The sequence below is a fragment of the Candidatus Margulisiibacteriota bacterium genome (assembly GCA_041661965.1).
Classification (GTDB): domain Bacteria; phylum Margulisbacteria; class WOR-1; order O2-12-FULL-45-9; family XYB2-FULL-48-7; genus XYB2-FULL-45-9.
Genome location: JBAZTH010000001.1, coordinates 302,018 through 324,689 on the forward strand (window position 1 = coordinate 302,018; position 22,672 = coordinate 324,689).

Here is a 22,672-nt window from a genome sequence, read left to right on the forward strand (position 1 = left end):
AGTTGGTAAAAATGGGTGAGTATATTAAAAACATTGCGACCGGGGAAGAGATAAAGATCGGGGTCATGGATAATTGCTTTTTTAGTCGGGCGGAGATCAAGGAGTGGCTGTTCGATCCCGATTGGGTCGGTTGGTATGCCGGCAAGGAAGAGGCCGGGACGCTTGAGTCGTTTTACGACAATCCCGGTACTTTATACGATGGGATTCCGGGGTTGATCCGGAAAGATTTCGCGATCCTTGTCCCTTTGGGCGATTTGGAAGTTTGCGATCATCGCAAAGTTGATGTTTGGAAGAAAGGGAAGCGCGGGACTGGCTATCAATACACGGTTGAGTGCGAATTTAAGGGGAAGAACGAGCTGTGGGCGGCAGTTGGGCAATTTTTGCTTGCGATTGTTGCGACACTTTATTGAGTCTTCCCCAGGAGTTGATTAATAAAGCCTTAGAGCAAATGAGTCCGGACCAGCGAGAGTATCTTACGCCGTTGCTAAAAGGGAGATCCTGATCCATAAAGGGGGCGGAAGCGCCCCCTTTTTTGTGGTCGCCGGTATATTTGACAACTCAAGCGATGAGTTGTATCATATGGTAACAAGTAGTAATAAGTAGTAGGAGGCGGTAGCAATGAGTAGCCTGGTTGTTGGTAAATCGTGGCTGACATTGGAAGAGCTTTCCCAGTATCTTTGTTTCAGCAAAGAGAAGATATATTTACTGCTAAAAGCCAGACAAATTCCAGCGGTGAAAGTCGGACGGCACTGGCGCTTTAACCGGCAACATATCGATGAATGGTTAATAAGTTTAACCCCATCCGTAGAACAAAAACCGGAGAACACGGAAAAACAACAATATTCAGCTTCGTTGGGGATTGTCGGGCCTGCTGGGTCGATCAAAGTTGTCTTGCAAAAAGAAGTTGTTGATCCAAAACTCCAAAACGATTTATGGGCAACCTATCACGATACTTTTGAAAGAAACAAGGAAAAGGCGGCCCAAGATCAGCGTTCTTACGATCGATCGACTTTTATTGACGCGTTAACCGATCCGGATTATCTTAAATTCGTTCTGGTCAAAGACGATTCGATCAAGGGCTTAAGTTTGGCGACCAATAATTTAGATAAGGCCCGTATTGTTTACATGAATCCGGAATACTTCAAAACCCGATACCCCAATTTTGCTCAAGCCGGAAAAATCTTTTATGTTACCGCTCTAAGCGTGATCTCCGGCTTTCATGAATTAAAGGGAATCAATGAGCTTTTGACGACCATGATCCATTTTATCGACCAAAACGAAGCGGTCGTCGCCTTTGATTATTCGGAAAATAAAAATCATTTTCTCCCTGATCTGATCCAACTGCTGGCCAGGCGGAATAATATCCCGGTGATCGGCAATAAACTGGATGCACAGGTCTATTTTGAAATATATGGTGAAAAAAACCGTCAGCCGGAGTAAAATTAGTCGTAGATGCACCAGAACTATCTCATTTATACACCAATCTTAGCGGCTTCTTTAGTTTTAAGCCTGTACATTCTATTCCGTGATTCAAAAAACGGCCCTCATCGGGTCTTAAGCGCCCTGATCTTCTCTCTTTTTGTTTGGGTCTTTTGCCTGCTGATAACTGACACGACGCAGGACCTATCGACCGCTCTATTTTGGGGGAGAATGGCGATCATTGGTCCCTCTTTTATTCCGGCCTTGTTCCTTTGCTTTACGTTAGTATTTCCAAAAGTAAATCTGACCGTTTTCCGGTTAATAACGATATTGTTGCCGGCCTTAGCCTTTACTGTTTTATCGCCGACGGCGCTTAATGTCGAAGCGGTGGCGATCCATGGTTGGGGGACGGAGATATTTCCTGGGGTTCTCTACCGCTATCTGTTGGCATATTTTTTGGTTTATTTTGGTTTGGCTTTTATTCTCTTATTCCAAAATTATCAAAACGGTCCAATCTCGACCAAAAACCAGATCAGGTATGTATTTTTTGGCGCGCTTATCGCGGTGCTTTTAGGTTTATGCACCAATTTGATCTTAATTGAATTTGGCCTTTCGCAATTCAGTGTTTTAGGGCCTTTTTCCACGTTAATCTTTTCCGCTGTTACCGCTTACGCGATTATTAAACACCGCCTGATCGATATTTCGGTCGTTATTAGTCGGTGGGTCGCGGAGTTGGCGGCCGCTTCCATTTTTAGCGTGATCTATCTCGCTTTAGCCTGGGGATATAAAGCTTTTTTTGCCAACGCTCTTAATTTGCCGTTTATTATTTTGACTTTAATTTATGGTTTTATGGTCGCCCAATATCATCTACGGGTCAGGCTGTTTATCCAAACTACCTCCGACAAGCTGATCCTGCGCGGTAAATATGACTACTATCAATCATTGGCGAATGTCGGCCTTGAGATCAATAAAAGCCTTTCCCTGGAGAATATTAAGGCGACTTTGCGCCGGGTCTTTTTTGAGGTGATGGAGGTTTCCAATCCCAGGCTGTTTCTCCCGGCCGATTTTTCCCGTCCGGAAGTTAAAGCGCTTATCGCGGAGGAGATCGTTTTCAAAGGAAATGATCTGGTCATTCCCTGCCGGATCGAGAACCGGCTTGTTGCCCTGATCGCGCTGGGGAAAAAATTATCGGAGGATGCCTATACTGACGAGGATTTGCGCCTCCTTAACTCTTTGTCCAGCCAGGTGGCGGTGGCGATCGATCATACCAGGACCTACGATGAGATCAAGAAAGAGCTGGAAACAGCCCAAGTTCAACTCGACCGCGCCCAGCGGCTGGCCGCGCTGGGAACGATTGCCGCCGGCGTGGCCCACGAGATTCGCAACCCTTTGACCGTTATCCAGACGGAAACTGATATATTGGTGAAAGCCCCGAAGGGGGTGGAAGAGTTAAAGACTTTCCAGGAAAAAGTTACTTCTCATATCAAAAGAGCGACCGCTATTATCAGGAACATGCTTAACCTGACAAAAAGCGAAAAAAGAGTGGAATTACCGGTCGACCTCAATGCGCTTATTGAGGCGACGATCGGCTTCTTTTCTTTGGACCGGATAGTTTTGCGGAAGGAATTGAAGCCGCTTTCCGTGATCAAAGGCAATCCTGATGAGCTTCGGCAGGTCTTGGTCAATCTTATTGATAATGCCCTGGCTGTAATGCCGGAAGGGGGCGCTCTGGGGATAAAAACGTATCAAACAGAAGGGCATGTTTTTATTGAGGTTTCCGATACCGGACCGGGGATCGCTAAAGAAAATCTTTCCAGGATATTTGACCCATTCTTTTCGACCCGGCATGATGGGGCTGGCTTGGGGTTGTCGATAGTTTACCGAATTGTCAGGGAGCATGGGGGCAAGATTGAAGTGAAAAGTCCCTCCGCCGATCCGGAGTTCAAGACAACTTTTATTCTTTCTTTTTAAGTTCTTCTCTTTTATCGATATGTCGGCCGAAGGTTTCCAGTACCATCGATGTTTCCGCGTCCGATTTAGAAAAGAACCGTTTGATCGTTCCAATCAGTTCGTCTTCTACGAAAGGCTTGGTGATATACCCGGCGACATAGCCTCCCGTTGCCTTTTCCCATTTTTCCTCGTCTTCATAAGCAGTGACCATTATGATCCCAATTTGGTCTTCATATTCTTTTCTGATCTTTTGGAGAAATTGCAGGCCGTCCATCTCCGGCATTTTAATGTCTAAAAGTATCAGCCTGACGCGATTGCTGGAAGGGAGCAGCTTGCGATTGTGCTTATGGAGTATTTCCAAGGCTTCTTTGGCTGAATTGGCGGTCAGTGCGTCAAATTCATCCGTTTCTTTAATTAATCGGGCGGTTCCTTCCGCGATTTCCACCTCATCGTCGACGACTAAAACTAATGGCTTTTTCATGGTGACACCTCCAAAATGATTTTGATTGTCCCATGGTTGTGGGAAAGAAGTCAACTTGTAATTAAGAAAGAGGATATAATTAAAAACAAATATGCGCATCTATCTTAAAGATTCCCATTGGTTGGAATACTTGAGATATCGACGACTTTCCCGGTTGTCTCGATCGACTCACGAGAAAATCCGGATCGAGATTGGTTTGTATTTCAGTTATTTAAAGAAAGTCGGCATAAAGTCAATAAATGAAGCAAACGAGGAAATGGTCAGTGATTATTTGCTCGATTGTAAAAACAGTAAATATTGGCTGACTGGACGGAAAAGAAGCGTTTTTACCATTGCTTATAAGCGGATGCTTCTTTGGAATTATTACGAATTCCTGCAAAAAAATGGCTACTACCCGGTTAATCCCTTTAGGAATATCCCCCCTTTATTGTTACCGAAGAAAATCCCTCCTTATTTATCAACGCGGCAGATAATCAAGCTCTTTAAGGTGGCGGTTAGAAACAAAAAGCGGCCGACCCAATTTCAAATAAGATTGCGGGCTTATATGGCTTTATTGTTTTTCTACGGACTGACAAACCACGAAGTGTTCAGGATAAGAATTAAAGACCTAGATTTCCTTAATGGGGTTATTCTTATTCGCCGGACAAGAACTCATGATAGACGTGCTTTGCCCTTATTCTCCCCGATTACAAGCTGGTTGCAGGATTATATTGAAATCCGACCCAAAAGAAGATCTCCCAACTTATTTCAATGTGTAAAAAGAAAAAGTCATTACAGCTATTTTAGTTCAAGGGGCGATTTACTGCATATATCAAGGAAACTTCATTTTCCGGTGAGTGCCTCAATTATTCGAAACACCTTTTTTGTAATTATGAGCAATAACCGGGTCGAGCACCGGGTTATTCAGGCGATCGTCGGTTCCCACACGATAAGAACAATAAAAAAACGAGCAAGCAAGAGTCTCGCCGGCAAAAGAGAAACGGTTGAGAAATATTTGCAGGGCATTACATGAGGTTAAATAAATGCGTAAGGTCCTATATGTCGGGGAACAAGCATATTAAAAGGCTATCGATAAACACCATGGTTTTTCAAAAACGAGTTCTTGCTAAATATCTTCCCGATGTTCTGACTGTCGAAGACATTACGGTCAAAATGATTCAAACGATATTTGATTTGATGAAAAAGGAAAGGGTTTCGCCGGCGACCATTCGATCTCGCTATGCGATAATAATGGCGTTTCTTAATCATTGCTATCGCCACAAACACCTGAAATTCAACCCTTCTTTTACTATTAAAAAAATCAGGAAATATCGAGCCCAAAAAATCCCTTTGAATGGGCTGGCATTGCGCAAGATGTTGGACGTTAATATTAACTATCGTTATTGCCATGATTTTCAATATTATCGGAATAAAGCAATTATTGGCCTGCTGATTTATACTGGCTTGAGAGTCGGAGAGGTTGATCGTCTGCGGAAAGACGATGTTCATGACGACTATGTAAATATAATTGCCGGGAAAGGGCGGTTTGATCGGGTCGTGCCTATTCAAGAGCCGCTGATTTCCTGGCTAGCCAATTACTTAAAAAGCCGTAAACACTTTCATTCAAACCGTCTCTTTATCGGTCTGTTCAAAAAATCGCAATTCAATCGCAATACCGTAAACATAATTGTTAAAAATGTGGCGCGCGCGGCTAAAATTCGAAAGAAAGTATATGCCCATTTGTTGCGGCATTCGTTTGCCAGCCAAATGTTAAAAGGCCGGGTCGATCTGGAAGACTTACGGCAAATAATGGGGCATCAGAACCTTGAAATGACCGCGATGTACGCAAAACCAGATTTTGAAATGGTGAAGGAAGCGTTATTATCAAACCCAATGGTAAAGATATTAGGAGGTGAAAAATGATTGCGATCAAACAGGTGTGGTCGAAAAGGAAAATCATTGAAGGGATAAGGCTTTTATTTGTTGAACATGGGACGATAACTCCCCGTGAAATACGAAGAGATTATGCTCGTTTATATAATGCCACCCAGAAGCGTATTTATTTTGGCGGCTGGCTGAAAGCGGTTGAAGCTGCGGGCTACGCGGATAAATACGAAAGGATCCTGGATAAAGCACGCAGGCAAGCTTTAAATCGGCGGAAAAATACTAGGGACAAGTGGAGTAAGGAAATAATTCAGGAGAAAATCCGCGAGATTCATGCTACCGGACAGTCATTGTATGGCAAATACATCAAAAAGTCTCATTATAATTTATTGCATGCGGCTCACAGTAAGTTGTACTTTGGAAGTTGGAAAGCGGCGGTTGAATCAATAGGAGTTAATTACAGCAAATATGAGCGAGGATATCGCAAAAAGAAAAAAAGATTTGTCTATGTTATCAATGACCGAAAATACCGCGAGTTTCTTAAGGCTTGGCAGAAACAACTTGTTTTACATAATTATCATCGGGTCACGATAATTAAAAAGCTGAGAGACGCGCAGAAATTTATTGGATTCTTTGTGAATAAACGTCAAATAAAGTCGTTGGCCGAACCCGATGTTAGAAAGTATTTATGCTCAAAAGAGATCAAGCGATTGTCGGCTAATACTGTGGGGGGTACCATTCTTTCTCTCCGTCAATTTATGGAATTTTGCGTCAAAAACGGAGTGGCCAAAAACAATCCGTTTGATGAGATCGAACGCCCCCAATATAAACTTAGTGGCTCTGCAGCGTTAAGTGAACAGGAATTGGCGCGTTTTGTCGGTGCAATTGAAGAATTGCCTTTTAATGAATTGCTGAGAATACGGGGACGATTAATGATTGAGTTGATCGTATATTGTGGTTTAAGACAGCAGGAAGTGACCTCGCTAAAACGGCAAGACATTGATCTGGTTGAAATGACTTTGAAAGTGGAGCAGGGGAAGCGAAAAAAGGACCGGCTTATTCCAATAAACGAGGCGTTATCTGGAACAATAACAAAATATCTGAAATTGAGAGGCCATAACTATGGTCGCTATTTGATAACCAATCGAATGAACAATCGACAGATTAATTCGATTGTGTTTTATAATCTATTTCGTTTGCTTTCAATAAAAGCGGGGTTAAAGATTGTTGTTACCCCTCATCTTTTACGGACCACCTTTGCTACGATCTTATTCGATCGGGGGGCGCCCATCAGGGCGATACAAGAGCTTATGGGGCATACATTTGTCAACACAACTGCAAGATATATTCAGGTCTCAATTGGTTACTTGAGAAAGGAGATGAGTAAGCACCCTTTATTGGCCGCGAGCCTCGATAATAAGAAGTCATAATGACGAAAAATCGCCACCTTACAAGAAAAATCGATTGCAATTATTGACAGAGATGGGCGATAATACAGAGTAGTCGTTAAGTTGCTTTAAGAAATGAAAGGGAGGAAAAAAGATGAAGAGAATAATTGTTGGACTTGTTATGTTTTTAGGTTTTGTTGGAGTTGCTTTCGCGGGGCCATTTTCAGGTGTTGGCGGTGACGCCGACTATTTTCCTAAAAATGGACCGATCGGTTCTTTTTTTCTGGTCCCAATGTTAAATCTTGAAAGCACCTCTGCCAGCTCTATTTATGGGCTTGAGGGGGTAATTGGTTGGAGCGATCTTTCATTCTCCATTAAATATGGAAAACAAGGCGATTCCAACTTTACTGGCTTGGGAATAAGAAAAAAGATATTAGGTGAAGATAATATGCCATTTTCTTGTGCTTTAATTTATGATGTAGATGGAATTTTAGCGCAAAATAGTAGTGTTAATGGTTCGTATCTTGGTGCGATTTTTAGTAAAAAAATTGATAACTTATTCCCTTATATTGCGATCCTTTCAACTACTTATTACACCTCGGCTAACGTTGGTGGGACAACTGTTTGGAATTATATTTATGGAACTGGGTTAGCTGGTGGGGTGCGTTATGACTACAGTGATAACTGGGCAATTAAGGGGGAGCTTAATTATAATATCCTCTCGACTACGGCATCGATGCCGTCGCCAAAATCAGTTATGAGTCTAATTGTAGCCGCAAGCTTTAGAAGATAATATTTTGAAGGCCAGATTGTAATTTGAGATGGCTCAATTGCTTAAAGCAATGAAAGGGAACGATAATTTGATGACAAAAATATTTAGTAAAGGATTGCTTTTGACGGCGATATTGATTGGGGGTGTGCTTTTTGGGGGAATGGCGATGGGAGGATGTGGAAGCTCATTAAGTTCAAGTACGAGAAGTGTTTACTGTTTTCCTGATTGGACACCTGATGGGAAGATCCTTTGTGTAAAAGCTAAGGTTTCTACTTCTACGGGTGCGGGGTCGAATCCAAGTGTTGATTCCAGCGCGGAATATTTTATAACAATTATGGATATCAATGGAAGTAATGAGGCGGATTTGAGGCGAATTAACTCTTATGGAGTTGCTGTTATGTCGCCATTAGGGAATTATATCGCTTATTCTGAAGGATCGAAAATAAAAGTTATAAAAGCAAATGGGGATGATTTGCATACTATTGGTCTTAATGATGGGTTTGAAGTAATTGGTCTTGATTGGGGTTCCGATGAATCAAGTATTATTTATTATGCGGGGAAATCGCCGAATTTTGAACAAGCTGTTGTCGGCATTGATGGAGCAGGTAAGGCAATTATTTCAACAAACGGCGGATCGATTGCTTGGAGATATGGAGACAGGATTGTTATGCAAAAGCCGATTTCAACGGAAGTCAATAGAGTTGTTGCCATTGATAGGAGAACTTTAAATGAAATATCATCTTACCCTAATGTTGTTGGAGGCAATTTCAACGTTAACAGAACAAGCACAAACGAGGTAGTGTTTTTTGGGGAAAAAATAGAAAAGTTTGATTTAACCGCGCCAAGTATGCCCCCTGTGGTGATAATAAACAGAAGCGATATTTATGATATTAAACTATCTCCCGATGGTCAGAAAATTGTTGGAGATAATGTTAACAAAATCGGTATTTATTTAATAAATATAGATGGCACGGGGTTTGAACAATTGAGATGAAAAAGCTTCTGTTAATGGTTTTTTTCTGTGTATTAACTTTAGTGCAAGCTGCAATCTCTGACGATGCGGCTTGGATAAATCTTAATAGTAGAACAGAAGGGACCGCTACATATAAGGATTATCTTTTTATCCTTGTCCATGGCATTAATGGAAGTAGCCAACATTTTAATGGCCAGGATGATCGAGATAAGGGTTTGCGGCTTTTGCAGCAGTTGCGAGACGACCTTCATTTGGACGGGCATATCTTTGCCTATTCATTCAGCGAGAAAAGCGGAAGCAACTTTACCAGAGTGCGCGAGTTTGCGGATAGGACTTATAATAACTCAGCTTCATATGTTGATGAGAATGGCAAGCCTGTTTCTATGGGTGGAAAATGTTGGTTGGACAAAGCAAGAGAGGATTATAAGAGATGGTATGCACGAACCCACCCCGAATATTCAAGAGATGAAAATAAGTGGGAATCTGTTCCCGATTCAATTGTTCCCAAAAAATATATTATCCTCACTCACTCGATGGGAAACATGGCGGCAAGATTATATATTTACTCAAAAGATTTATTGGGCGAGGATTTGTATAAGAATGACGTCGCGAAAGTTGTGTACATCGCTCCGCCATTTACGGGCAGTGATTTGGCATATTTAGGGATGGTGCCGCAGGGCATATTTTGGGATCTTCAATTGTGGTCTAAAGCCAATGAATATAATGTTCTGTGGGAAGCGTTGTTGAAAAACCCGACTAATTTTGCCCTTGATCCCCGAAAGACCTACAAGATCGCCAAGGAATATGCTTATTGGACGTTGAATGGGCCAGTCATGCTGGATAATGTGACTGCTCAAATTGGAATTAAAGGAGCTAGCTTTCAATTAAATATTAATGAGCTAATTCATACGGAAGAGAGACCAGGTGGTGCGTCATTAGTTAAAGGGTCGGGAGCTTGTTATCAGGATCCAGGATTATACGAATTAATGCCGGAGATGATGATGGGGGTCTTTTTCCCAAAACTCCTTGACGCGAAACTGGCTGACGATGGCAACGAACCCCTCTATAGTGTGGTCTACGGACAGGGGTCCCCGCTACCTAATGTAAGAGATTCGGCAATTGGGGGGATCGTTACGCAGGGGATAAAATATTCTTTGAGTGATGTTAACCGCTCGAACCTGATTGCCGGTGTCAAAAATCTTTCCGGGACGATAACAACTACTCCTGGTGAGTGGGGAAAGGTCTTTGGCGCAGGAAAAAATGTATTTGATGAGATTTCCGACTCCGCAGAGAATGGGAAATTAAGCTTTTATAATGGGTTTATGGGTGAGCTGTTGACTGTATTTGGCTCGGGGAATTTTGCTAAATTACCAACCGAACAGGCGAAATTCTTGGCCTTAATCCAAAGCAATCCGGCTTTTGTCTTTTCCGATGATGGGGATAGCGCGGTGCCGGTTGATAGCGCAAAGGGGCTATATCAGGGGAAATCAACACGGGCCTTGCGAAACGCCAACTTTTATCCCGTTTTACTTAAAAGTGGATTTGATGATTATTTGAAAACGCAATTCCCAGGTCAATTTGAAGTGGTTGTCGCGGCCTATTACTTAAGCACGCAATTTGTTCCGGAGCCCGCGAAGACACCGATTGCAATTGGTTGCCAATATGGGCTGTTATTGTCTTTTATGGAAAGGGTAAATGCTTTTACGCCTGAACTGCAGGCCACAACTTGGTCGCATACTAATACCATGTTAAGACAGTACGATGTAATCGAAAAAGCAATTTTAGATACAGAAGCTATTTTTACTGTTAATGATTTGCAAACGACTGCTACTAATGACGCTAACACTTTAGAGGCGAAAACGGTTAAAGTTTTTACCACAAGCGTAGTGGTGCCGAGCGGTTACCACTCTGTTCAAGTTAAAAGCGCGGTAGAAAACCGAAATCCAACCGGACTGACTAATCTGCCGATTCCAATGACTCTCGATGGCCAACGAATGTATGTAACGCAGATGACTGTGACTAAGCCGCCAAAGCGAATCGCTGGGAAGCTTAATTACCTCATTCCCAGGTTGATGAAACAATTCGAATATTCATTTAATTTTGCCGCCTGGAAGCCGATAACTGGTGTCGACCAAGAAACGGGAGAATTTGAATTAGATGATCTGCCCTTTGCCGAAGGGCAAAATATACTTGCTATCCGTTCCGAGAACGGGGTTGGGATTAAATCCCACCAACTCCTTAAGATCATCCTCAATACCATTCCGATGCAGCCGAGCCAGTTTAAGCCTCTGCCGGAATATTACGTTGCCACTGCCAATCCCGAGATCTCGGTTGAGTTCAATAAATCGGAATATACCGGGGATTACGATTCGGAGAAAATTACGATCAAAGGGATGACCTTTGACGGAGAAGAAGTAGCCCCGCAGGTTGAATCGAGCATGGAAGCCTACCACCCCTGGGCTAAAGCAAGTTATAAAGCCAATGGCTTAAGTGATGGGGAGCATAATGTTGCCGTCAGAGCGGAATCAAATGTCGGGGTTGCCCAGGGGCTCTGGACATTTTATGTCGATACTACCGCTCCGACGATCTCGATCGAACCCTTAGCCCCATATAGCCCGCGCGGACCAACGACGATTCGCTATACCGTTTCCGATGAAGTTTCTCCCAACCTCCGCTTTGTCCGCTGTGATCTCTACGATAAGAATGATACCCTGGTAACTACCATTGCGACCGCTGACTCTCTCTCTAAAGGCGAAAACTATTTTACTCTTGATCCTCGATCCCTTGATGTCTCTCTTCTCGATGGCAGTTACAAAATTAAGATTAAAGCTTTTGATCTGGCCGGTAACGTTGCCGTTGCCGAAACGCCGTTAATTATTGACGCTACGCCGCCAAAGGTTGGGCCAGTCGCTTTGACCCCAAACCCCATGACCTCAAATACCAACGAATTAAAAATGAACGCCGAAGTTAGTGAGAAAGCGTTAGTCGTAATCAAACTTAATAACTTATCGAATAAGACGACCACAGCGTATTTGGCTCAAGCGGGAACCTCTTCCTCAACACTTACAACTTATAGCTTTCTTGCTTCTTATGCCTGGCCCTATAACAATTCTTTTGCTCCTGGGCCTGAAGATGGGATCTATCGGGTCGAAGTGATTGCTCGTGACGAGGCCGGGAACGAAAGTGCGCCCCGTACCCTTGAAGCGGTCCGGATCGATCGTACTCCGCCAACCATTTTGGGGCAGATCGCTAATCCATATGTTCTTACCAATATTGGCGCTAATGCTTATAAAACGACACTGACGTACAATTTAAGGGAGAATGGATTGGGAGATAAGGGGGAGGGGGTAGGGGTTAAAGTTAAGATATTTAATGCTAGTACTGGCCTGCTGGCCGATGCCTATGAAGAGGCTCCGGCATCGTTAACAGAAGAAAATAAGATCGTTTGGCATTCTGTTTCTGATCTACCGAAAGGAGCCTATAAATTCCAAATCACCGCGACCGATGATGTCGGTAATACCGCGACCGCGTATTCTTCCTGTGTCAAAGACGGGATCGCCCCTAGCCTCTCTTTCCCGGCGGAAGATGGGGCTGAAATTTCCGGGTTGGTCGCTATCCGCGGCACCGCCATGGACCCCGACTGGTCAAACGATAAACCGTTCAAGCAGTACCGGGTTTATTTAGCCAGGGGCGATAAGTCAAAAATGGAAGCCGCGACGATCTTGTCGCAGGCTTCCGAGCTTGTTTTTTCCGCCATCGAAGTTCCCTTGATCAATAGAGGCGGCGGCGCCTCAAACATCTCTCTCCGGCCATTGCAGAATGATGCCACTCTGGCTTATCTCAATACCAATGGGCTGGAAAATGGTGACTATACCATCCTAGTTGTAGTTGATGAAGAAAACGGCGACTCTTTAGCGGTCACACGACTAATAAAGGTTAATAATGGTTCATTTCGCGCATCAGCCATGACTGCTCCTTATGTTAAGCTCAAGCCGCTGGCTTCTACTGTAGACTTTAAAGCCGACGATTCGGTAAAACTTCAGATCGGCTTCATTAATAGCGTCAAGTCGGCCAATGTCTATGTGGAGATTCTCAAATCGCAGGACGAAAAGCTTGTTTATTTTAAATATTTCCCCAATATTCTTGGCGCCCCCTTTATCGGAAAACCTGATTATAAGGCGGGGACCGACCTTGGTTATTTTATCTGGAGCGACGAATCTGGCTACCATATTCGCTGGTCGGCCGATGGTTCAAGTCATAAGTTCAGCGGTAATTTGATCGCGATGGGAGGAACAGTTAACATAACTGGTGGCAACTCTTCTGTTTCCAGTGGGAGCATGATCAGTTGGAATAAGACACTTTCCGGTGGTGAAGGAGGCTTCGATTTTACCGCTGATGGCGGCCAGCTGATGATCACCCCCAAGCTTGATGAGGACCCAAGTTCCCCTTCGATCTACGCTGATAATGTTTACCTTGGGATAACCAAACAAACCCAGCAATACCTGCCGTTGGTGATTGATGTCGCCGGCCAGCGACTGGTTAGCCTTGCTGGAATGGGGCAGACTTCTTCTTCGATTGCTGGTCAGCCTCCTTCCGGGATTGACTGGGATGGTCGTTTGGATACAGGAGCTTATGTTGATAACGGGAGCTACATTGTCAAAGTGATTGCCGAAGGGGTGGATGGACAGGGACTGGCCTCTGCCGAAGCGGTGGTTAATGTGACCACGCCGTTTGAATTGAAGATTAAAGAGGCGACCAATAAAGAGTTTAGTTCTCTTTCAGTTCCTGACCGGGTTTCCATTTTTTACAATGTTTCCAAAGATGCTCTTATAACCGCGCAGGTTCAGAAAGAGAATGGCGATTTTGTTGCCAGCTTGGCCGCCGGGAAAGAGAGCCTAGGGACTCTCCCAACTAATCCCCTTTCCTTGGTTTGGACCGGGAATTATCCCGATAACGACTCGACCCAGGTAGTGACCGGCGGCACTTATAAACTTATTCTGACTGCCGCTGCGAAAGACGGGTCCGGAAACCGCACCGAAACGATTAGTGGAATTAAAGTTGTCTCTTTTGCCAGAAATGAAGCCTTGGTTAAACTTGAACCGATTGGCGAGGAGGTTGATTATAACGATGGACTTGGCTTGAAAAAGATCCGTTTAGCAGACGGAGAATCACCGTTATATTTTGAAGCTAAGGGTTATGGCAATTACCATCCAGTAAAAGATCTTACATATACTCTGTCCGCTCAAGGGAAGCAAAAGCTGACCGCTTATCCGTATGTGTCGTTCGCCGGCCTGATGCATCGAGGGTTTAATGAAGTTGATACGAAAATAAAAGTTATATTCAAGATTCATGCTTGGAATCATTATTTGGGGGCTGAAGATTATTGGGCATTAGGTAGGTTTTGGAATCCTATGAAGTGGCGAAGGGAAACCAAGGAATGGGTTGAGGAAAAATGGATTGCTGTTGATAGCCTTCCTAGTGGGGCTGGAGTAGGGACCGTTTTTAAAGTAGGGGATCAGGTAAAAAATTATACATTCAATTTTGACAGTTATAATTGGTGGCCCCAAAATGAAAATGATCATTATTACAATAAAGATAAATTTGGTTGCGGGATCGACGCTGTTGATGTCCAGGTTGAAGTCTACACAAAAAATTCAGGATTTATCTTGGATAAAAATGTTGATTGGCTTCTTGTAAGTCAAGAAAAGCCAACTAGCAAAGGCATATTTAGAACGGCCTATAGCGGAAGCAATGGAGAATCTCATTATGGAACCTTAGTGTCTGGCGGAAATCGATATGATAAAACATACGGCACTTATCAGGTAAATTTAACCATTAAACTTGAGGCTCCTATTGCCTATTCCCGCCTGACCAACCGTTTTGTCCCTTGGTTTGGGTTTGTCAGGGCCAATGAAGCGAAACAAAAAGATTTTTCGGAGTATTTAACCGACATCAATCGTGGCTTAGGTTTTCCAGGGAAATTGTTTTTTGATGATCCTAGTGCCAAGCCTGATGTCGCTTATAAACCGAAAACCGAGATCGAAGCGGAATTGGCAGGGTTAACTTGGGAAAAACGAAGCCAAAAATTAAAAGAAATGAGCGAACAAGCCAATCTGCTTGGCTACAAAGACGCACTTGCTTCTTCAGTCGGTTATGATAGCTATCTTTCTGACGGATACTATGAATTTGTCCCGATTACTTATCCGGATCAGGCGAATATAAGCAAATCCGGCTTTGATTATACCAATGATTCGAGCTTAGTTAAGGTCCACACCGATCTTACCTATCACGGGGACGGCAACCCCCAATCGCCTTTTGAATTCAGTTGGCCGTGGCGGGAGAGTGAATATACAGCCTTTCTGGCCACTCAGGAAACGCAGCGAAAAAGATTGGACAAGGATTACGGCGGTGAACCTCAGAATTATACTGCGCCAACGATTGATGGGACATTCTGGACGCTTGATCCATCACAAGTCAACCAACGGAAAATCGACCAAAATAATAGCAAGGTTTCCGGCGGCCAGATTCATTACAACAAAGCGACCAGAAGAGGGGAATGGAGCTCAACCCAGAACCCGGTAACTAGCCGGAGCGTCGATCAGATTATGCCTTTGCCCAGCTATGTTTACGATAAATCCTTCAAAGTCGAAAGCAATACTCCAGGGATCAAGCTTATGCTCTCTTCTTCAGCTCTCAGCGCGGTAGTTAAGGCCGAAGATCAGGATATCAACGGCTTTCCTTGGACGACCGCAGATGATACCAATCTGGCCGCTAACCGCGGCTACGTCAAGAGCCCTGCGCTGATCTTGAATCCCGATGCTTTTCGGTCCAAGCGGTTGATTAAACTTTCTTCCGCTTACCAGATTGTTGATGATTATAAATCGACTGGAGCGGCAAGATTCACTTTCCTGAAAAAACACCCGTGGGAACCGGACAACCAGGATAGCCCGGTCGATAACCCCAATCTTGAGATCGACCGCTGGGAAGTCATAGTTAAAGATAAAAGCGGCGCGGTCAATAAAGATGTCGCCCTCGAAAATGTTACGACTGGCGCAAAGCGGTTAGACGATGCCCTTTCTCTTAAGCTGAAAATTGACGCTTCAGAAGCCCGTTATGTCGAGATTAAAGGTTCGGCTCCCGGCCCGTACGAACTCCTCTATTATGATGGTAAGAGCTGGCAGTCGATCACCCAATCGTTTGATGAGACTCCGACCAGCGGGCGCCTCGCCTGGTGGAACGTCTCTCGCTTGAACGGCGAATACACGGTTATGCTCCGTGCCGGCAGTTACATTTCAACTCAAAACGTTTCGATCGGGACCCTGATCAAAAAAGACGATGGGGGAGACGCCTGGAGCACATATAAACGGGCCCAGCTGAAATTCCCGCCCCATGCTTTTGGCAACCGTGATCAGCTGGCGACGGTCACTCCGGTGACCATGAAAGAGATCAAGCTCCGTAACAAGCCGATCATCCTAACCTCCGGGCCGATCGTTGAGATCAAGCCTTCCTGGAAATTTACGGTTAGCTCCCTCGAAGGGGTTGATCTGCGGCCGACTCTCCGTTTCGTTTACACTTTTGACGAATTGAAAGAACTGGGGGCTTGGAATGGCGAAGGAGAGCCTAAAAACCTCCCCTGGAACATCCATCAAGTGACCGAAGCGGGAGACCTGCAGATCGTTTCCGATAACCAGCAGACGATCGAAGAAAATAACGGTGAAAAGCATTACGTTTTCTACGCCGCGCTTGACCATTTTTCAACTTACGCGCTTCTGCCTGGTAAATTTAAACTTTCCGCGCCGATCGTTCTGGCTGATCGTTATATTACCAATAAAAATAGCGTCACTATTTATGGTACGGCGGAACCGGGTTCGGTTTTAGGTCTTAAGGTTTCGAAAGAGCCAATCTCGGACACTTCAAAAATTAATAGCCTTGATGAGATAACGGCTGACGAGAAAGGGAATTTCCGGATTGAAAATGTTCCTCTGATTCAAGAAGGAGCCAGCTACATTTATGTGACCGCGCACCCTCAAGGGAATTCAGAGATCTTAACTTGCGGCGACGTTATGGTAACGAAAGACACAATCCCGCCAACGGTTGGCATTGCTCCAAATCTTTACGCCTTTTCGCCTAACGGCGACGGCAAATATGACAGTGTCGATTACCTTTTGACGATGAATGAAAAAGGGAAGATATACTTAGGAGTTAAGAGCGATTCGAACGACCTAATCAATATTGACGCGCCGCTTTTGGCTGGAAAAGAGCTCAAGGTCAATTGGTCGAAAGAAGGCTTTAAACTATATCGTCGGGATAACGCGACCGGCCTTTGGACTCTTTATTCCCAGGTCCCGAATCCTTCTAATCCAATAGACGGAGGATATTCTGTGGTTGGTTACGCGATCGATGAGGCGGGGAATATTTCCGATAACATCATGGTTAAAACTATAATTGATCTCACCCCGCCAAAGGTTTTGGGCTTAACCGCCGATCCCAATCCATTCACCCCCAATGACGATGGGGTAAAGGATGCAACTAGTTTCTGGTATAAGTTTAGCGAGCCGGTGACGGTAAGCCTGGGGATATACCGCGAAGATGGCGGTCTCTTTAAGAATACTGAAGGGGAAACGGAGAAGTTTACTTATCCAACAACAGATAGGAACCGCGACGTTCAGTCGCAGGTTCCGTCGGTTGGGCAGTGGTCCTGGGATGGCCGGGGGAATCGCAATGAACTCCTTGGCGGAAACTATTCATATTTTATTTACGCGGAAGATTGGGTTGGCAATACTGTTTCATCGGAGGTCAAACAGATCGTTGTTGATCGGGCGCCGACCCTTATCCCGTACGTTTTTTTCGAGCCCGATCCATTTTCCTCGGCAAAGGGGACGATCATTAAATACTATCTTGCCCAGGACGACTTGAAAGTTACTGCGGCGATTGTTGGGGAAAGGGGCAAGGTTATTAAAAACCTGCTCAATGAGTCTGTTCAGGGGAAGGGCGAACATCAGCTGTTCTGGAGTGGCGATCTTGATGGCGCCAGCAAAGCGGTTGATGGCTCATACACCATTAAGATAAAAGCGGTTGGTGACGGCTTGTCGGCGGAAGCGACTAATACTGTGCGGATCGATAACACCAGCCCAACGGTGATTCTCCAACCACTGCAAATCGACTATACCAGCAAACAAGGAACAATAATCTTTTCGATCCCGGAAGAGGCCAAAGTCGATGTTTCAGTCGTTAAGGCTGATGGTAGTATCGTTGTTTTAATGTCCAGCGAAGCTAATGCGGCCGGAGAACACCAATTGTCATTTAGTGCGGCAATAGTTGGCAGCGATGGGCAAGTAATGGTTTCAGCGGTTGACCGGGCGCAAAACGAAGCGGCCGCGACGGTCCCATTCTCTTTCCTGCCGCCGAAACTGCAGATCACCGATCACCTGGCCGATCCGGCGATCTTTACCCCCAACGGCGACGGTCATACCGATACCACCCGGATTGCCTATAAGCTTAGCGGTGGCAGGGCTCCTTACATAGTTAACGTGAACATTGCTAACTCCTCCGGGACCAGTGTAAAGCGCTTGGCGGATAATGACGAGCAATCCGCCGGTAGCAATTCATTCTATTGGGATGGGAAATCAACGGTCCTTTCATCCGTTGAAACGTATGTTTCCGACGGCGATTATCAATACCAGGTTTCTGCGGTTGATGCTGATGGTGTTAAGCAGGAGGTTGCTGGCAAGCTCGAAGTCGCGGGAGGGAAGATCACTTCCAACTTCAATTTGAGTGCCCAGTCGTTTTCTCCTAATGGCGATGGGGTTAATGAAACTCTGGGGATAACTTATTCAATCAATTACCCGCCGTTTTATAACGTGCCGGGAGAGCCCCAGGTCCTACTAGCGATCCTGGCGGCGAATGGTGACCTTCTCTATCAAACCGGTTTAGAGCGCGCTCCCGGTACCTATACGTATGTTTTTGACGGGAAGAGTAATTTTGACGCGCCGGGCTTGCCTATCGGTTCATCTTTAACAACCGGTAAATATTACGCCCGGATCACTATTCAAGACTCGCTGGGGACGGTTACTTCGTTGACCAAAGACTTTGCGGTTGACGTCACCAACCCGGAAGTTGTTATCTCCAGCGAGGCGGGGATGATCGCCAATCCGTCAAGCTTTTCGACCAATGCTAATCCAGATGGGAGCGACCGGCCGCGCAGCACAACTCTATATTACAAGCTGACCGAAGATACACTGGTTTCGGTCAAAGTCTATAAGATTGACGGCAAGAAAGATTACCAGCGAACTGACTTCACGGCTGACAATCTAATTGCTACGCTGGTTAATGGCCAGTGGCAGAGTGGTGGCCAGCAGTACCAGGTTAATTGGGACGGAAAGATGGCTAGCGGAGTTTATGCCGATCCCGGTAAATACGCTTTCATTGTCGAAGGAGCAGATACCTTGGGAAATACTACCCTCCGGAAGTGGGGCGGAACGGTCTGGATCCAGAACAATGTTTTGACTCTCCGTACTCCAGAACAGCTTGAACTGGCGACACTTGCGGTGACCAACAATCCCGATCCCCGCGCCATCTCGCCGAACGGCAACAGTCAAGAGCTGGCCCAAAAACGGGCTCGTTTCTACTTTATGATTGATCTTTCGTTGGCACCGGCGACGGTTGAAGCGGCGGAGCGGATCGAGGCGATGGGGGTAACCGTTAATACCAAACCAGTTGGCAAGTATTCCGTGAAGGTTTATAGCGACAGTGCTATGGCTAACCTGGTTCGGACTATTACACCTGACGCTGTTGCTCAATCGGGGACACTCTCCTGGGAAGATTGGGACGGGAAAGCTGATGGCGGCGCCTACTCTCCAAATGGCAATTACTGGCTGGCGGTTGAGCTTCAGGATTATGCGGGGAATAAGCAACCACTGCTGATCGGCCAGGTAACTGTTGATAACACTTTGCCCGAGGTTAAGAATGTTTTGGCTGCTCCATATTTCTTTGCTCCGGGCGGGACGAATTCGAGCCTTAAAACGACCACTTGTAGCTATGAGGTTGCCGATAATTCCGGCAAAGTTAAAGTTGTGATTGGAGCTTATAGTGGGAGTGCGTTGGTAAAAACTTTAACGGCTGATGCCTGGCAGGTAAATGGTAATTATTCGATTGATTGGGATGGGTCCAGCGTGACCGGCTATGTTGGCAGTGCCAATGGAAGCGGCTTTATTGATGGAGAATATACCTTGAAAATTATGGCCTATGATGAGGCCGGCAATAGTTCGGTTCTCCAGTCGGCAAATGTAAAAGTTGATACTTTGCCTCCCGATGGAGTAGTCGTTATTGGCAGCGGGAATCCGCAATTTACTAGTTCGCCAACTGTTGAGCTGTTTGCTTCTGCTAGTGAGCCAACTTCCGGGGTCAATAAAATGAGCTTTAGCAACGACGGCGCAAGCTGGTCCTCCTGGGAAGATTATTCAACGCTGGGTAAGGCCTGGCTCCTTCCCGCTGTGGATGGGACCAAAACGGTGCGGGTAAGATTAATGGATAACGCTGGGAACTATTCGACCGCTGTTTTTGCCGATCAGATTGTCTTAGATTCTGCCGCGCCGGTTATTAAGTCGGTAGTCCAGCCTCAACCGGTTACTATCAATAGCCCTACAACCAGTTTGCTTGGGGGCATGGCTGATTTCAATGGCGGAGCCGATACAATTTCCGGCATAAACAATTGGCAGATAAAGATCGTGAATTCCGGCGGCAGTGTTGTTAAAACCTTTGGCGCGACGGTTACTCCCGCGCAAACCGGTGATCTTGTTATTAATCAGGAATGGGTGCCGACAGGACTTGATGGTTATTATTACTATTATTTTACCGCGACCGACGCGGCCGGCAATGCTTTTGATTCCAGAAAAACCGGCTATGGCGCTTATAAGCCACTAGGTGGGAACGATACTTATTATCGGGTCTTTGTTGATAAAACCCCTCCAGCGGTCGATATAACTAGCCCGACGCCAAGCCAATGGTATAAAGGGACAATAAATATCAGCGGCAGTGCCTCTGACAGCAATCCCGGACCTTACAAGCTTGAATACGCCATTGCCAATACCAATAATTGGACTTTGATTTCCAATGGGAATTGTCCAGTCAGCGGGGTCTTGGCAGCCTGGAACACGACTGCTTTAAACGGTGATTATGATTTAAGGTTGTCCGCGACCGATGAAGTTGGCAATTACGCGGAGAAGAAGATAACCATTAGGCTTGATAATACTCAACCGGTTATTACGATTATTCCGGTTTCACCGATCACCTTTAACCCTTATGTCGACGGCAGCGGCAGAATTGATTTTACCGCGACCGATCCGGCGCCAAGCGGTGGTTTTTCGATTGGGAACATTTCTTCGGTGGTTAGATATAACGGACAGATTGTGAAATATCTGCCTATTTACAGTAGTGGCGGCAACAGTTATTACGTCTTGTGGGATGGGACCAATATTAGTGGTGATTACGAAAATGAAGGGAGTTATTCGATCGAGATCGGCGCTGTAGATGTGGTTGGCAATAACGCGGCAACGGCTAGCCTCGGCATAAATTTGCAAGACAATCAACGACTGCTTTACAACCTTAATAATACCGAATTAACAGGTTTTGATATTGTACAGATTGATATAGTTTTGCAATGGCAGCAAGGGCCTTCATATTACGAGAAAAATTGTGGCAAAGAGTATCAAATTAATCTTCCTAATGCGCCAGTTCAGCCAAGGACGGTAGCAAGATCGAAATATACTAATTATGCGGTTGGAAATTACCAACATGTTGTTTCTGTAACAAATGGGAATGTTTATTATAAAAGAATCATTGGCAACGATACATATGGCCCAATAAAAGTGTATAGTGGTGGGAACGCGATCTCTGCCGCTATCTGTGCTGAAAACACGAATGACTCATATATTGCTTGGTTAATTAATGTTGGACAATTTTATGAAATCTATTTCCAGAAAATCCCGGTTAATTTTGCCCCCAGTACTGGAACGAAATTAGGAGCAAGCGCGATTAAAAAAGGAATAATGGCGATTGCGACCCTCGAATCTCCATCCCTCCTTGCGCCCGCTAAAGATCGCCAGGATGTCCAAAACATCCGCCCTGCGTTTGAATGGCAACACCATAAGGCGGATACCACCGAATATCGGGTCGAGGTTGCGAAGAACGATAGCTTTACGATCGACCACCAGACTTTCAGCAAAGCGGCCGGGACAGGGACACAAGATAAGTCTGATAGTAATCTCTACGCCTTTAACTACGCCATCCATGAGTTTGATCCTGGCTTAGAGCGGAATACCGACTACTTCTGGAAGGTTACGGCACTTTCTCCAACCAATTCGGCGACCTCGGAGACCTGGGGCTTCCGTATCCAACCGGAGCTGACCTTGGTAGGGGTGACCAATTATCCAAACCCATTCAATCCGAACCGGGAGCAGACCAAGATCCGCTACCGGCTCTCGGCTGACGCCGATGAAGTGCGGATTAGGATTTACGATATAACCGGTTCTTTGGTGACCGAACTTGACGGAACGACCAATGGCGAAGGGATGAGCGTCTGGCAGAAGTATAACGATGTTTCCTGGGATGGGCGGAATGGGCGAGGGGATCTGGTCGTCAACGGGATCTATCCGTTCGAAATCATGGCGCGGATAGGTGATAAGACCGTGAGCGGGAGAGGGAAAATAGCGGTGCTCAAATGAATTGCCAAGATACATGCCGCAATAACCAAGGTACAAGATACAATGACCAATCAATAACCAATAATCAAATTTCAATCTCTAAACTATTTTCTTGGTTATTGAGAT

Annotated in this window: 10 protein-coding genes; 9 read left to right on the top strand and 1 reads right to left on the bottom strand. The window is 45.2% G+C overall.

Going from position 1 to position 22,672, the window contains the following annotated elements; all coding sequences use genetic code 11:
• Positions 1 to 11: 11 nt before the first annotated feature.
• The 3 genes from WC772_01360 (at position 12) to WC772_01370 (ending at position 3,390) form a co-directional block, all read left to right on the top strand.
• On the top strand, positions 12 to 410 hold the full coding sequence (locus tag WC772_01360) for a hypothetical protein (GenBank protein ID MFA6169405.1): 399 nt from the start codon (positions 12 to 14) through the stop codon (positions 408 to 410).
• A gap of 208 nt (positions 411 to 618) precedes the next feature.
• Positions 619 to 1,440 (top strand): helix-turn-helix domain-containing protein, encoded by an 822-nt coding sequence (locus tag WC772_01365; protein MFA6169406.1) that lies wholly within the window; start codon positions 619 to 621, stop codon positions 1,438 to 1,440.
• A 12-nt stretch (positions 1,441 to 1,452) separates the two neighbouring features.
• On the top strand, positions 1,453 to 3,390 hold the full coding sequence (locus WC772_01370; GenBank protein ID MFA6169407.1) for an ATP-binding protein: 1,938 nt from the start codon (positions 1,453 to 1,455) through the stop codon (positions 3,388 to 3,390).
• Here WC772_01370 and WC772_01375 read toward each other — a convergent pair.
• On the bottom strand, positions 3,374 to 3,850 hold the full coding sequence (locus WC772_01375) for a response regulator (GenBank protein ID MFA6169408.1): 477 nt from the start codon (positions 3,848 to 3,850) through the stop codon (positions 3,374 to 3,376). The genes WC772_01370 and WC772_01375 overlap by 17 nt on opposite strands.
• Before the next feature lie 256 nt (positions 3,851 to 4,106).
• On the opposite strand from WC772_01375, the gene WC772_01380 reads away from it, so the two are divergent.
• The 6 genes from WC772_01380 to WC772_01405 all read left to right on the top strand — a co-directional run bounded on the left by WC772_01380 (position 4,107) and on the right by WC772_01405 (position 22,567).
• Positions 4,107 to 4,862, top strand: a complete 756-nt coding sequence (locus WC772_01380) for a site-specific integrase (GenBank protein MFA6169409.1) — start codon at positions 4,107 to 4,109, stop codon at positions 4,860 to 4,862.
• A gap of 68 nt (positions 4,863 to 4,930) precedes the next feature.
• Positions 4,931 to 5,752: a tyrosine-type recombinase/integrase gene (locus WC772_01385; GenBank protein MFA6169410.1), complete on the top strand. Its 822-nt coding sequence runs from the start codon at positions 4,931 to 4,933 to the stop codon at positions 5,750 to 5,752.
• Positions 5,749 to 7,143 carry a tyrosine-type recombinase/integrase gene (locus tag WC772_01390; protein ID MFA6169411.1) on the top strand — a complete coding sequence of 465 codons (1,395 nt, stop codon included), beginning with the start codon at positions 5,749 to 5,751 and terminating at the stop codon, positions 7,141 to 7,143. The genes WC772_01385 and WC772_01390 overlap by 4 nt, the downstream gene beginning before the upstream one ends.
• 112 nt (positions 7,144 to 7,255) lie before the next feature.
• A complete protein-coding gene (locus WC772_01395; protein ID MFA6169412.1) occupies positions 7,256 to 7,894 on the top strand; it encodes a hypothetical protein in 639 nt (212 codons plus the stop codon).
• Between the two features lie 28 nt (positions 7,895 to 7,922).
• Entirely contained in the window at positions 7,923 to 8,867 is a 945-nt protein-coding gene (locus tag WC772_01400; protein ID MFA6169413.1) for a hypothetical protein, read from the top strand.
• A gap of 722 nt (positions 8,868 to 9,589) precedes the next feature.
• Positions 9,590 to 22,567, top strand: a complete 12,978-nt coding sequence (locus WC772_01405) for a FlgD immunoglobulin-like domain containing protein (protein ID MFA6169414.1) — start codon at positions 9,590 to 9,592, stop codon at positions 22,565 to 22,567.
• Positions 22,568 to 22,672: the final 105 nt, after the last annotated feature.

Coding starts and splice junctions, on each gene's coding strand:
- WC772_01360 (MFA6169405.1), top strand. CDS start 12: ATGGGTGAGTATATTAAAAACATTGCGACCGGGGAAGAGATAAAGATC.
- WC772_01365 (MFA6169406.1), top strand. CDS start 619: ATGAGTAGCCTGGTTGTTGGTAAATCGTGGCTGACATTGGAAGAGCTT.
- WC772_01370 (MFA6169407.1), top strand. CDS start 1,453: ATGCACCAGAACTATCTCATTTATACACCAATCTTAGCGGCTTCTTTA.
- WC772_01375 (MFA6169408.1), bottom strand. CDS start 3,850: ATGAAAAAGCCATTAGTTTTAGTCGTCGACGATGAGGTGGAAATCGCG.
- WC772_01380 (MFA6169409.1), top strand. CDS start 4,107: ATGGTCAGTGATTATTTGCTCGATTGTAAAAACAGTAAATATTGGCTG.
- WC772_01385 (MFA6169410.1), top strand. CDS start 4,931: ATGGTTTTTCAAAAACGAGTTCTTGCTAAATATCTTCCCGATGTTCTG.
- WC772_01390 (MFA6169411.1), top strand. CDS start 5,749: ATGATTGCGATCAAACAGGTGTGGTCGAAAAGGAAAATCATTGAAGGG.
- WC772_01395 (MFA6169412.1), top strand. CDS start 7,256: ATGAAGAGAATAATTGTTGGACTTGTTATGTTTTTAGGTTTTGTTGGA.
- WC772_01400 (MFA6169413.1), top strand. CDS start 7,923: ATGGCTCAATTGCTTAAAGCAATGAAAGGGAACGATAATTTGATGACA.